Source organism: Candidatus Thiodiazotropha sp. AKAK2 (assembly GCF_058244685.1).
Window position 1 is genome coordinate 42,632 of the sequence record NZ_JBSYOP010000028.1, and the last position, 12,369, is coordinate 55,000.

The 12,369-nt window shown below is 53.2% G+C and carries 13 protein-coding genes (1 of these 13 running past the window's edge); 7 read left to right on the forward strand and 6 right to left on the reverse strand.

Going from position 1 to position 12,369, the window contains the following annotated elements:
• Positions 1–23: 23 nt before the first annotated feature.
• Entirely contained in the window at positions 24–392 is a 369-nt protein-coding gene (locus AC4IE8_RS12305; protein WP_490791137.1) for a HesB/IscA family protein, read from the forward strand.
• Positions 393–806: 414 nt separating this feature from the next.
• Positions 807–2,006, forward strand: coding sequence for a protoporphyrinogen/coproporphyrinogen oxidase (locus AC4IE8_RS12310; RefSeq protein WP_490791138.1), 1,200 nt, complete (start codon positions 807–809; stop codon positions 2,004–2,006).
• Between the two features lie 8 nt (positions 2,007–2,014).
• Here AC4IE8_RS12310 and AC4IE8_RS12315 read toward each other — a convergent pair whose 3' ends face one another.
• Positions 2,015–2,713: a DUF4126 domain-containing protein gene (locus tag AC4IE8_RS12315; protein ID WP_068987458.1), complete on the reverse strand. Its 699-nt coding sequence runs from the start codon at positions 2,711–2,713 to the stop codon at positions 2,015–2,017.
• 322 nt (positions 2,714–3,035) lie between these two features.
• On the opposite strand from AC4IE8_RS12315, the gene argC reads away from it, so the two are divergent.
• From argC to erpA, 4 genes are all read left to right on the forward strand, one after another.
• Positions 3,036–4,067, forward strand: a complete 1,032-nt coding sequence (argC, locus tag AC4IE8_RS12320) for an N-acetyl-gamma-glutamyl-phosphate reductase (protein ID WP_068988495.1) — start codon at positions 3,036–3,038, stop codon at positions 4,065–4,067.
• Between the two features lie 3 nt (positions 4,068–4,070).
• Complete coding sequence (locus AC4IE8_RS12325) at positions 4,071–4,793, forward strand: DUF6776 family protein (RefSeq protein ID WP_083225850.1); 723 nt, start codon at positions 4,071–4,073, stop codon at positions 4,791–4,793.
• A gap of 22 nt (positions 4,794–4,815) precedes the next feature.
• Entirely contained in the window at positions 4,816–5,271 is a 456-nt protein-coding gene (locus AC4IE8_RS12330) for a bactofilin family protein (protein WP_490791139.1), read from the forward strand.
• 115 nt (positions 5,272–5,386) lie between these two features.
• The gene (gene erpA, locus AC4IE8_RS12335) at positions 5,387–5,737 is read left to right on the forward strand and encodes an iron-sulfur cluster insertion protein ErpA (protein WP_068987460.1); all 351 of its coding nucleotides are present in this window, start codon (positions 5,387–5,389) and stop codon (positions 5,735–5,737) included.
• Positions 5,738–5,788: 51 nt separating this feature from the next.
• Here erpA and AC4IE8_RS12340 read toward each other — a convergent pair whose 3' ends face one another.
• The 5 genes from AC4IE8_RS12340 to AC4IE8_RS12360 all read right to left on the reverse strand — a co-directional run bounded on the left by AC4IE8_RS12340 (position 5,789) and on the right by AC4IE8_RS12360 (position 11,699).
• A complete protein-coding gene (locus AC4IE8_RS12340; protein WP_068987461.1) occupies positions 5,789–6,460 on the reverse strand; it encodes a YiaD family glycine zipper/OmpA-like lipoprotein in 672 nt (223 codons plus the stop codon).
• Between the two features lie 125 nt (positions 6,461–6,585).
• Positions 6,586–7,338, reverse strand: coding sequence for a succinate dehydrogenase iron-sulfur subunit (sdhB, locus tag AC4IE8_RS12345; RefSeq protein ID WP_068987462.1), 753 nt, complete (start codon positions 7,336–7,338; stop codon positions 6,586–6,588).
• Between the two features lie 10 nt (positions 7,339–7,348).
• The gene (sdhA, locus tag AC4IE8_RS12350; protein ID WP_068987463.1) at positions 7,349–9,238 is read right to left on the reverse strand and encodes a succinate dehydrogenase (quinone) flavoprotein subunit; all 1,890 of its coding nucleotides are present in this window, start codon (positions 9,236–9,238) and stop codon (positions 7,349–7,351) included.
• Complete coding sequence (locus AC4IE8_RS12355) at positions 9,235–9,867, reverse strand: succinate dehydrogenase/fumarate reductase transmembrane subunit (protein WP_068987464.1); 633 nt, start codon at positions 9,865–9,867, stop codon at positions 9,235–9,237. The genes sdhA and AC4IE8_RS12355 overlap by 4 nt, the downstream gene beginning before the upstream one ends.
• A 407-nt stretch (positions 9,868–10,274) precedes the next feature.
• Complete coding sequence (locus AC4IE8_RS12360; RefSeq protein ID WP_490791140.1) at positions 10,275–11,699, reverse strand: peptidoglycan DD-metalloendopeptidase family protein; 1,425 nt, start codon at positions 11,697–11,699, stop codon at positions 10,275–10,277.
• 226 nt (positions 11,700–11,925) lie between these two features.
• Here AC4IE8_RS12360 and tyrS point away from each other — a divergent pair, with 226 nt between their 5' ends.
• Positions 11,926–12,369 carry the 5' end (the start) of a tyrosine--tRNA ligase gene (tyrS, locus tag AC4IE8_RS12365; RefSeq protein ID WP_490791141.1) on the forward strand. 756 nt of this gene lie beyond the right edge of the window, so the window shows 444 of its 1,200 coding nt (coding positions 1–444); the start codon lies at positions 11,926–11,928; the stop codon falls past the right edge of the window.

Genomic DNA, 12,369 nt, shown 5'->3' on the forward strand with positions numbered 1-12,369 from the left:
ACCGAATTTCCAGGAGATATGGCATGAATTCAAATGCCCTGACCGAGAGTGATTTAACCCTGACTCGTACAGCTCAGAGCAAAATGGGTGAGCTGTTTCAACAGGTTGACGACAACATTCAGGGAGTGCGCGTGTTTGCGACCCCGGGTGGCTGCAGCGGGATCAGCTTCGGCATGACTTTCAGCGATGAGATCAACGACAATGACGCGGTATTGGATTGTGATGGTTTCAAAGTCATCGTCGATGACGGAACCATGCAGTACCTGAAAGGTGTTGAGATCGATTTTATCGACCAGGGTGATGGCAACGCCAGCTTCGTATTCAACAACCTGCAACCGGTTGGCGGCGGTTGTGGCACCTGTGGTTCGTCAAGTGGCGGTGGCTGCGGCTAAACAGCACTGAATTTTATGAAAATACCGCGCCCGGATGAGTGTCCATGCGCGGTATTTTTTTGCCCCATTTCCAGCCCCGCTGGTATGCTTGCTGCGTTTTTAATGGTGTAATTCAGCAGCATTGAGGCAGCGGGCAATTGCGTATTGTTCAATTAAATCAATGAGTCATTGGTTGTCCAAGGGCTTTTTGCCTGATCCAGTTATGGTTAATACTGCGACCCACCAGCCTATGATCAGGGCTAAGGTGCAGTGAAGGGTATTGCCTTCTCAAGGTTCGCAACATCGGTCGAGGGTAGGCTTGAAGCCCATAACAATCTGAATTATATAAAGACAGGCCTTGTATGGCTGAAAATAAACATTTGATCGCCGGGTTAATGAGGAGCCGGGTGGCATAACCGAGGTAAGTGTGGAGTCATGAAACCTGGAGCAGTCGATCTGTTGATCATTGGGGCCGGTATTGGTGGTTTGGGTCTGGCGCAGATGGCCAGACGATTTGGCATGAAATCCTTGGTTCTGGAAGCCGGCAGCCATATTGGCGGGGCGATAAACTCGCATCATTTCCAAACCGAGGGTGGCGACTACTGGGCAGAGCTGGGTGGACACACCTGCTACAACAGCTACGGCAATCTGCTTCAGCTGCTGGAAGAGGCAGGGCAGTTGGACAGTCTGGTGCCAAAGCTCAAACTGCCCTACCGCATGCTGGTGGGGGATGTGCTTCATTCGATTCCCTCTCAGCTCAATTTCTTTGAGCTGCTTGGGGTTCTGCCTCGTCTGTGGAAAAGTAACAAGGCCGGTAACTCCGTAAAGGGCTATTTCGGGGGCATCATCGGGAGTCGTAACTATCGCCAGGTGCTTGGTCCGGCACTGGATGCGGTGGTCTGTCAGCCATCCAGCGATTTTCCGGCAGAATCCCTGTTTCGTAAAAAACCCAGACGAAAAGAGGTTATGCGTAGTTATACGGGGGGCAGTGGCTTACAGTCCTTTATCGATGCCATATCATCAGGACTCGAGATTCGCACCCAAACCCCTGTCACCCGGATCGAAAGAATGAGTGATCGCTATCTGGTCGAGGTGGCGGGTGGTGAGCCGGTGCAGGCCGACCGGCTGGCATTGGCTGTCGCACCGGACATCGCCTCCGGTTTATTGGCCACACTGATGCCCGAGCTTGCGTGCCACCTGGCCGAGATAGAGATGGCGGAGATCGACAGTCAGGCGGTGCTGATCAGGTCCGACTCAGTTGAGCTCGAACCGCTGGCCGGGATCATTGCCCAACAGGATGATTTCTACTCAGCAGTTTCCAGGGATCCGGTCCCGGATGACAACTATCGCGCCTTCACTTTTCATTTCAAACCCGATGTTCTGGATGAGGTGGGACGTCATGGGTGTATTACCCGAGTGCTGGGAATTGAGCCGGCTGACATCATAGAGAGTGCCAGCTACCGCAATCGCCTGCCGGCACTTAGGTTGGGTCATTACGAGCGAATCGGTTTGATTGATCAGCAACTGAAAGGGACAACCCTTGCTTTGACCGGAAACTGGTTTAGTGGTGTGTCGATTGAAGACACCTTGATCCGCTCGAATGACGAGTGTCAGAGACTCTGCAAAAACTATTGAGGCTGAGCCTACTTGTGACTGCCGTTCTCGGCACTGCTGGCCGCATGGAACAGGGATTTCAGAGTTTCTGAGCGACCTTCGTCCATATTCGTCTGAGTGCTTTTCTCTGCACCATTGAAGAAAGCGCTGATGCGTTGGTAGAGGCTTTTCAAGGCTCGCCACAACTTCGGCATCAGCCAGATGAACAGGGCAACGAAAACAATGAACATCGCCAGGAATACCAGCGGATAGTTGAGTGCCGCCCAGAGCGCACCGATCACTGCCAGGTCCTCAGCAATCGAAGCCGTCCAGTTGGTGACCGGTTCAGGTGAGGTATTGATCAGCAGCCTTGATCCGGATTTGGTGAAATGACTGCCTGCGGCAACGGTTCCACCCACCAGAGCAGCCGCCAGCTCCGCGCTCTGGCTGACATCGATGCCACTGGCAGCACCGGCTGCCAGCAGGGCGCCGGCAGGGATGCGGATAAAGGTATGGATGGCATCCCAGCCACTGTCTACACCAGGGGTCTTGTCGGCAAAAAACTCAATGAAATACATCATCCCCGCCACACCCAGAACCAGGGGGTCGCTGAGAGCTTCCAGTCCGGGAGGCAGCACAACATGCCCAGTCAGGCTGAGGTAGCCCAGGACAAGGATGGCGGCATACAGGTTGATGCCGGCTGCCCAGCTGGCGCCAAGCACGAGTGCCAGGGTATCGATGGTTTCCATAACTCGGTAATCTCGGTCGTTGTGTACTAGGGCCTGTTAACACTCATCCAATAGTCCCAGCAGGGCCAATTGGATGAGTGTTAACAGGCCCTAGTTATAATGTGATACCTAATGGTGTGATTTTCCATACCCGGAGGGCGTTTTGTACATCGATTTCACCTGAAGTTCACAAATGTTTAGGATTTTGCTCTGCTTTGCTTTTTCTTTGATTACTCAGAGCTTATGATTGCGCTTCTGGTAAGCCATTATCCTGTTGAGTCAGGATAATGGCATTCAACTGATTCCATTGTTGGCCGGATCGTTCCGGTTTTTAGGTAAGGGTATGATTAAAGTAGGAATAATTGGCGGAACAGGTTATACCGGCGTGGAGCTGCTCAGGCTGCTGAGCGCCCATCCAGAGGCAGAACTGAAAGTTATAACCTCCCGTTCGGAAGCGGGACGTGCGGTCGCCGACCTGTTTCCCAATCTGCGCGGTCATACCGAACTGGCCTATGTGGAGCCGGATCCGGCCTATTTTGATGAGTGCGATCTGGTGTTTTTCGCAACCCCTAACGGGGTGGCCATGAAACAGGTGCCTGAGCTGTTGCAACGGGGAATCCGGATTGTCGATCTGGCCGCTGACTTTCGAATCAAGGATCAGCCGACATGGGAGCACTGGTACGGGATGTCCCATGCCTGCCCGGAGCAGCTGGAAACGGCGGTATATGGACTGCCTGAGTTGCACCGGGAGGCGATTAGATCCGCCTCACTGGTAGCCAATCCGGGATGCTATCCGACCGCTGTGCTACTCGGTTTTCTGCCTCTGATTGAGAATGGTTTGGTGGAGTTCGATCATCTGATCGCTGATGCCAAATCCGGCGTGAGCGGTGCCGGCCGTACAGCCAATGTGGGCACCCTGATGGGAGAGGTCGGGGAGAGCTTCAAAGCGTACGCGATTCCCGGTCATCGGCATCAGCCCGAAATCAGTCAGACGCTGAACCAACTGGCTGACAAGCCCGTTCAATTCACCTTTGTGCCCCACTTGATACCAATGATCCGGGGTATCGAAGCCACCCTCTATGCACGCCTCAAAGTGGCGGATACCGATCTGCAGGCACTCTACGAAAGTCGTTATGCCGAAGAGCCGTTCGTGGATGTACTGCAGGCTGGATCCCACCCGGAGACCCGCAGCGTACGTGGTTCGAATCACTGTCGAATCGCCATTCATCGTCCGCTGGGTGGGGAGATGGTGGTGGTCAGCTCGGTGATTGATAATCTGGTCAAGGGCGCCGCCGGACAAGCCATACAGAATATGAACCTGATGTTCGGTTTGGCGGAAAATTGTGGATTGGAACAGGTCGCCCTGCTGCCCTAAACCATGAGTATCGATAAAAAATATCGTGTCCCAAAGATTGTTGCTGCCCACCAGCGAACGCCGGTGTGGCTGCGAGTCGGTCTGTTGCTACTGGTTCTTGGCGGGGTGGCCGGTCTGGCCTACCAGCAGGGTGGTAATGGGATCGCGGAGGGGCTGGCCCGCCTGCAGTCCGGCGGCAAGGACAGGGTGACCCGTATCGAGCAGGAGCGAAACGAGCTGAAGCGGGAGCTGGAGATGGTCAGACAGGCGGCCGAGGTGGACCGGGAAGCCCTGCTGGCGATCAAGGATCAGGTCAAAACCATGCAGAGCGAACGGCTCAAGATGGAAGAGGAGCTGGCATTTCTCCGGGGTATCGTCTCCACATCTTCGAAAAAACAGGTTTTACGGATTCAGAATTTTAAGTTGGAGAAGGGCCTTGAAGCGCAACAATACGTCTATAAATATACCGTTAGCCAGGTGATCAACAGCGGCTCCGTGGTGAAGGGAAAGATCGAAATGACCGTCACCGGATTAAAAGGCGAACGGACGGTCAATCTGCAATTGAAGCAACTCTCCGAGGAGAAACTTGAGAGCCACAAAATGCGCTTCCGTTATTTTCAGAACGTTGAAGGAAAGCTGCGCATCCCAACCGATTTTCAACCGGCCAAAGTCAAGATTGAAGTCAAGCCTACAGGTTCTAAACTGGCACCCGTGGACGCGGCTTTTGAATGGTCGCCGGTCTCCTGAAGTTTAGATTAGGAAAAAAACCATGTTTGGTAACAGTAAGAAAAAATTCCGATCTCCCAGAATCACAACAGTGATCGGATCGGGCACTGAGATTGAAGGGGATATCACCTTCAAGAATGGATTACATGTGGATGGTGTCATCAAGGGTAACGTTTTCTCGGAAGCGGATGATAGTGCGGCCACCCTGACGCTCAGTGAGCAGGGTACCATCGACGGTAATGTCAAAGTCGGTAATGTGATGCTGAACGGTACGGTGGTTGGCGATGTGGTTGCGGCGAATCGGGTTGAATTGGCACCCAAAGCCCGTATTACTGGGACCTTGACCTATGCCATGCTGGAGATGGCGATGGGGGCTGAGGTGAATGGCAAACTGATCCATGCCACCGAGCAGGATCCCCTGCAGCTCGCTTATGATGGGAAAAAGGAGAGTGGTGAAGAGCCGGTTGAGACGGTACCATCCGAGCCCGCAAAGCAATAACCCCAGGATTGGCGGTTGAGTAATACTTGACTGTTTTCCTCGGTAATTGCATACTACAAGATAATCAAACGACCCTGGCCTCCTTTAGATAGGCTGAATTGAGCAGGATTTAACCATGAGCGGCTTAGAAACAACCAGCGATTCCATCCTTTTTACTGAAGCAGCGGCCAACAAAGTGGCCTCCCTGATTGAGGAAGAGGGTAATCCGGAACTGATGTTGCGTGTCTACATTCAGGGTGGTGGCTGTTCCGGCTTTCAGTACGGCTTCACCTTTGACGAGAACGAAACCGAGGGTGACACCAAAGTGGTTACCAGTGGCGTCACACTACTGGTGGATCCGATGAGCATGCAGTATCTGATGGGTGCGGAGGTTGATTACACCGAAGGCCTGCAGGGTGCACAGTTTGTGATTCGAAATCCAAATGCAACCACCACCTGTGGTTGCGGATCTTCTTTTTCTGTCTGATCTCACAAAAGACACCCACAGAGGCACAGGAGTGTCACTGTGGGATATTTTCTAACTTTCCACATAGGGTAACAGGGTCAGTTCCACCCGACGGTTCTGCTGTCGGCCAGATGGACTGTTGTTGTTGGCGATGGGGCGACTCTCCCCGTAACCCACGGTATCGATCCGAACCCCGGCGACCCCATTGCGATTGAGAAGTTTCGACACCGATTGGGCCCGCTGTTGGGAGAGCAGCTGATTATAGGATTCCGATCCGGTACTGTCGGTATGGCCTGCAACCTCGATCATGGTTGATTTGTACTCGTTGAGTACCAGGGCAACCGAATCGAGGATCTCCACGAAATCCGCTTTTACATCGGTTTTGTCCACCTCGAAGGTAATGTTGCCGGGTAGGTTGAGGATGATATTGTCCCCTTCCCGGGTGACGCTGACGCCGGTATTCGCCAGTCGCTGTCTCAATTTGGCTTCCTGAACATCCATGTAGTAGCCGACACCCCCTCCGGCGATGGCACCGATACCGGCACCCTTGAGTGCCCGTTCCTTGCGTTTTTTCTTGTCCTTGGATGTGGCAATTCCGATTACCGCACCGGCCACGGCACCGATCACTGCGCCGGTAGTGGCGTTGGCGGTTTTCTCCTCTTTGGAGTAGGGATCAACTGTGGTACAGGCCTGGAGTATGATGAGTGCAGCCAGCAAGCAGCTGATCACGATTTTATTGGTCATTGAGTCTACCTCGGATATCTAAGCAGGGTTATTGTCTGAATGCTTGGAAAGGGAACGGGTATCAAGAGTTCATCTTAAACCTGCCTGAAGCAGCATACTGTGACACATTGTTAATTGAAGGCGTACTAACCCGACCCTAAGAGGTCTTTCAGCAGCTGCTTGGTGGTCTGTCTGCCGAGCTCACCGATGGCTGTGGTAAGGGGGATCTCTTTAGGGCAAACCTGCACACAATTCTGTGCATTGCCACAGTCACTCAACCCCCCCTCGCCCATGATTGCATGGAGTCGCTGCTTGCGCTGATATTTGCCGGTGGGGTGGTTGTTCATCAGTCTGACCGCTGCCAGGGCGGCGGCACCGACGAAGGGTAGATCCTGAGCGTATTGGGGGCAGGCCTCCAGGCAGCTTCCGCAACTCATACAGCGGCTGTAGAGATAGTTGTCCTGCCAGTGTTCCGGAGAGATGCGTGGTGCTCCCTGGTGAATATCCCAGGCGCCATCGATCTCGATCCAGGCGCGGACTCTCTTCAGATCGGCAAACAGACGACTGCGGTCCACCATCAGATCCCGGATCACCGGAAACTTGCTCAGAGGCTCCAGTGTGATCGGCTGTTGCAGAGTATTCACAAGGGTTGAGCAGGCCTGCATGGGGCGATGATTAATCAGCATGGTGCAGGCGCCGCACACCTCTTCCATGCAGTTGAACTCCCAGGCAACCGGATCGACCTTCAGGCCATCGGCCGTGATCGGGTTTTGTCGAATCATCATCAGTGCGGATACCACATTGAGTCCCTCGCGAAAGGGCACCTGGAAGGTCTGCCAATAGGTCGGGCTGTAGGGGGTATCCTGTCGGCGAATGCGGAATTTAATCTTATCTGACATGGTTGAATCCTCAGCGATAATCGCGTGGCTCTTCAGGCGCCAGAACACTCAGGTCCACAGCCTGGTAGTCAACCTGCGGACCCCAATCGGTGTGTTTGGCGATGGTGGTTTTAAGCCAGTTTTGATTCTGTGCTTTCCATTGGCTGCGATAGGTTTCGTAGGCCGGATCTCCCGCTGAGGCATTTTCCGGCAGCTTCAATTCAAACTCAGGTTTATAGTGGGCACCCCGGCACTCATCTCTGTGTAACGCACTGGCCGCAATAACCTCGCCAAGTCGTATCATCTCCTGCAACTGGCGGGCATAAGCCAGACCCTGATTGCTCCAGCTGTTGTGCTCCTGCAGATTGATATTGCGACTGCGTTGCTGGAGTGTGCGCAGTGATTCAATGGCATTATTCAAGGTTTGGTTATCCCGGACCACACCGACCTGGCTGGACATCAGTTCACCCAGTTCACGGTGAAGTTGGTAAGGATTCTCCTCACCCTGATTGTTGATCAGCTGGTGATTGAGCTCCTGCTGATGTTTGATTTCGTTGCTGTAGATGGGATCTTCAGAACCGGGGTGTCCCTGTTGCAGCCCTTGTAGATAGTTGGCTACCGATTCACCGGCGACCCGACCGCTGTAGGAGGCGGATAGCAGCGAGTTGGCGCCCAGTCGATTGGCGCCGTGATAGCCGTAATCACACTCACCACAGGCATACAGGCCGGGGATATTGGTGGCATGGTTACGTGGGCTGCCATGCTTGATACCACCTGTCGTATCGTCTCGTTCAAAATCGACCCAGAGTCCACCCATCGCATAGTGCGCCGACGGGTAGATCTCCATCGGTTCATGGACTGGATCGGTGCCATGAAATTTGCGGTAGATATCGAGGATCGCATGCAGTCGCTGTTCGATGAAACCTGGGTTGAGATGGGTCAGATCCAGGTAGACCTTGGCTTCACCACCCACCCCAAGGCCAAGCTTATGCACGACTTCCCAGATGGCGCGGGAGGCCAAGTCGCGGGGGACGGTATTTCCATAGCTTGGGTACCACTCCTCAAGAAAATAGAATCGATCCGGCTCTGGAATCTGGCTGGGTCGACGTCGGTCATTCGCGTCGCTGGGCACCCATATCCTGCCCCCTTCGCCGCGTGCCGCCTCGCTCATCAGGCGGGTTTTATCGTCACCCAGCATGGCCGTAGGGTGAAACTGGAAAAACTCTGTATTGGCGAGCCAGGCACCCTGCTGGTAGACCCGGCAGGCGGCCGCTCCGGTAGAATTGGTTGAGTTGGTTGAGCGGTGTCCATACACCTGCCCCATACCACCACTGGCAAGAATCACAGCGTCGCTGGGAAAGGCCTTGATCTCCATGGTGCGCAGGTTCATGGCGATGATGCCCTGGCAGGCTCCCTGTTGATTCAAGCCCAGGGAGAGAAATTCCCACCATTCGAACTTCTGCAGTCGCCCCAGAGACTCCTGTCGACGTACCTCCTGGTCAACGCCATACAGCAGTTGCTGGCCTGTACTGGCCCCGGCGAACAGAGTACGGCGGTGTTTTACCCCACCGAACAGGCGTAGGTCGAGCAGACCCTCAGCGGTTCTGGAGAAGGTAACCCCCATCCGTTCAAAGGTCTGAATCAATCCGGGAGCGTCTTCACACATCGATTTTACCGGCGGCTGATTGGCCAGGTAGGCGCCGCCTTTGAGGGTGTCGACGATGTGTTGCCAGATCGTGTCCCGCTCCCCCTTGCTGTCAAAGCAGGCATTGATGCCTCCCTGGGCGCAGACCGAATGGGAGCGTTTGACTTCAAAGAGTGAGAAGATCTGGACTTGAAAACCGGCCTCGGCTAGCCGTAAAGCAGCCCATAGGCCCCCCAGGCCACCACCAACCACAATCACCTTTCTGGGTCTGCTCATGGTAGAAATCCCAACATGCCATGTACTCCCATGGCGGAAAGCAGGACGGCGAGAAATCCACAAACCCCCAACCAGATGGATTGTGCCCGGGGTGAGGTGGTCAGCCCCCAACTGATTGCCATGCTCCAGAGACCGTTGGTCAAGTGAAAAACTGAAAGCAGCAAGCCGGCCAAATAGAGTAGAAAAACCGAGGGCTGGATGAGTAAACCTTGCATATGAGCAAATAGATCAGCCTTAATGGCAGGTTCCCAGATCGCCCAGATACGTGTCCATCCCACATGCAACAGCAGAAACAACAGAATGGCGATGCCGGAGAAGCGCTGTAGGGTATAGCGAATGTTGCCTTGCCATGGGTAGATGGAAAGATTGCCTTTGCCGCTATAGAGAATCACCAGGCCGTATAGCCCATGAAACAGCAGTGGCAAAGCGATCAGGAATATCTCCAGCAGGGTGAGATAGTTGAGCTGTTGAAGCCAGCCTACGACCTGATCATTGTAGTGCGCCTGACCGAATCTGGATTGGGAGTTTTCCCAAAGATGAAAGATCAGGAAGCCACCTACCGGGAGCAAACCCAGTAATGAGTGTAAACGGCGGAACACAAAATGAGTATCGTGGATAGAGGCTTTCATCAATCAGCTCAGCCGGGATTTCTTACTATAACAATATTATTTTATTATGATTATCTGCCGCACTGACCCAGGGCAGTGAAAATTCAGTTTTCTAAGCAGAACCTGAAAAAAGCGGATGGTTAAGAAGAAAATTCCTACTGGTGCTGGATGATTTTGCAGAGCAAGCTGAATTTTGATCCGGTGGGTTCTCACGCGGCAGAGGCCTGCTCAGAACAGTGTCGATAACAACATTCAGCATTGTAAGGGTCAGGCGAAAGGGATAGCGAGCTTATTCTGGCTAGAGCTCGATCACCCTACGGATGGCAAAATGATCTTGCCTGTTGCTGTGTAATGGAGTTGGTCGACCCAAGCTTTGGAACGAACAGCTTATGCTCGTCGGCCTTGTCACGCTGCGATCGATGATCGGTTTATTGGGCGTCGGCAACCAGGGTGCGATTGATCAGTTCCAGCTTGGAAATGAGTGGCTGTATCTTGATCATGAAATCATCCCGATACTTCTTCGCAATTGGCTTGGCTGCGGGCAGCTTGACGGTCAAGGGATTGCGGTAGACGCCATTGACGCGGAATTCATAGTGCAGATGAGGCCCGGTAGCCAGGCCGGTTTTGCCCACATAGCCAATCACCTGCCCTTGTTTGACCCGCGTACCCTTCCTGGATTTCTTGTTATAGCGTGAGAGGTGGGCGTAAAGCGTTGTGTAGGTCTGGCCATGTTGAATGATAACTGTCTTGCCATAGCCGCCTTTTTTGCCACGGAAGATCACCTTACCGTCACCTGAGGCTTTGATCGGGGTACCGGTCTTGGCGGCATAATCCACGCCACGGTGTGGACGTTTTTTACCCAGTACCGGATGGTAACGCTCACGGGTGAACCTGGAAGAGATGCGTCTGAAATCTACCGGTGCTCTTAGGAAGGCTTTACGCATGCTTCGGCCTTCCGGTGTGTAGTAGTCTGCACGACCCGTATCATCTACATAGCGGAGGGCTTTATAGGTCTTTCCCTGATTGATGAACTCTGCGGCGAGAATCGGGCCATCCCTCAATTTTTCACCGTCCAGATAGTCCTCTTCAAAAATCACGGTGAAACGATCACCGGATCGTATCTCCAGGGCAAAGTCGATATCCCAGCCAAAAATATCGGCCAGTTGCATGATCAACTGATCGGAGAGGCCGGACTTTTTGGCTGACACATAGAGCGAGTTTTCGATGACACCGCTCAAATGGGTGTTTCTCGTATCCACCGCTCTGCTTTTTTCCGTGGCCGCGAAGCCTTCAGCAGTAGCCAGAATCTCAAGGCTGTCGACCTTGCTATGCTCCAGGCGCAGGCTGAGGAGATTGTCATCCGAGTCAAACGCCATATGGAGTGTCTCTCCCGGACGGATGTCGGTCAGCTGCTTAGCTGTTTTGCTTGAATTTACAATCTGATGGAGCAGCGAAGGGCTTAATTTGTTTTTCTTGAAGATGGAAGCCATCGAGTCACCGCTGCGAATTTCGTAGACGGTTTTTCGACTCTCCTCTGCAATTGCCGGTTGTGGCGCAGCTTTAGGAGCCGGGGCAACCCCAGGCGCAATTTCAGCTTTGGCGGTTTCAACGGCTTCTGCAGCAAACGCCTGACTGAGAAACCCGTTTGAATTCTGTTTTATCGGCGCTGGATTTTCATCGCGCTGTTGAGACTGGCCGGGAAGGGAGAGGGGTAAAATCAGCTTTCTCTGCTGTTCCGGTTGCGATTCGGCGTCCGGGGTTGGGCTGTTGGCTGGTTGGGACTCTTCCGTTGGCTTGGAAATCAGGAACAGAAAGCCGGCTGCAAGGATTAAGAGGAAAATGACAGAGAACACCAGGCGTTTAATAAGCTGGCCTCTGGCAGGTCTTCTGTCCAATGTATACGATTTAAAATCTTGCATGGTGCCCGTAGCGGTCAAAGGTAGCGGCCTGTTCCCTGTGTAGATGGTACCCAGTTATGAATCTTAGGGGAAGTCAAGAATCACAACACCCAATGGTTAATTTTATCAGATGCTTCTAGTAGAGTGTGCAACCATTGTCTTAATTTTTGAGATTTGATAAATGATCGATGTCACAGGATCCCTAGATTTAATTAAACGTGGTACTGAAGAGGTTTTACCAGAAGAGCTGCTAATAAAGAAGCTCAAAAGGGGTGAGCCTCTGAAAATCAAGGCGGGATTTGATCCTACAGCCCCCGATTTGCATCTCGGGCACACTGTTTTGATCAATAAACTCAGGCAATTCCAGGAGTTAGGTCATGAGGTGATTTTTCTGATCGGTGACTTCACCGGCATGATCGGTGATCCCACGGGGAAAAGCGCCACCCGTCCTCCGCTGACGCGGGAAGAGGTGCTGGAAAATGCCAAGACCTACGAGCATCAGATCTTCAAGATCCTCGATCCAACCAAGACCACGGTACTGTTCAACTCAAGCTGGATGGGCGAGATGTCGGCCGTCGATCTGATTCAGCTGGCGGCGAAGCACACGGTTGCCAGGATGCTGGAG

Bases quoted from the DNA above. Each gene is read 5' to 3' on its own strand.
- AC4IE8_RS12305 (WP_490791137.1), top strand. From the start codon at position 24: ATGAATTCAAATGCCCTGACCGAGAGTGATTTAACCCTGACTCGTACA.
- AC4IE8_RS12310 (WP_490791138.1), top strand. From the start codon at position 807: ATGAAACCTGGAGCAGTCGATCTGTTGATCATTGGGGCCGGTATTGGT.
- AC4IE8_RS12315 (WP_068987458.1), bottom strand. From the start codon at position 2,713: ATGGAAACCATCGATACCCTGGCACTCGTGCTTGGCGCCAGCTGGGCA.
- argC (WP_068988495.1), top strand. From the start codon at position 3,036: ATGATTAAAGTAGGAATAATTGGCGGAACAGGTTATACCGGCGTGGAG.
- AC4IE8_RS12325 (WP_083225850.1), top strand. From the start codon at position 4,071: ATGAGTATCGATAAAAAATATCGTGTCCCAAAGATTGTTGCTGCCCAC.
- AC4IE8_RS12330 (WP_490791139.1), top strand. From the start codon at position 4,816: ATGTTTGGTAACAGTAAGAAAAAATTCCGATCTCCCAGAATCACAACA.
- erpA (WP_068987460.1), top strand. From the start codon at position 5,387: ATGAGCGGCTTAGAAACAACCAGCGATTCCATCCTTTTTACTGAAGCA.
- AC4IE8_RS12340 (WP_068987461.1), bottom strand. From the start codon at position 6,460: ATGACCAATAAAATCGTGATCAGCTGCTTGCTGGCTGCACTCATCATA.
- sdhB (WP_068987462.1), bottom strand. From the start codon at position 7,338: ATGTCAGATAAGATTAAATTCCGCATTCGCCGACAGGATACCCCCTAC.
- sdhA (WP_068987463.1), bottom strand. From the start codon at position 9,238: ATGAGCAGACCCAGAAAGGTGATTGTGGTTGGTGGTGGCCTGGGGGGC.
- AC4IE8_RS12355 (WP_068987464.1), bottom strand. From the start codon at position 9,867: ATGAAAGCCTCTATCCACGATACTCATTTTGTGTTCCGCCGTTTACAC.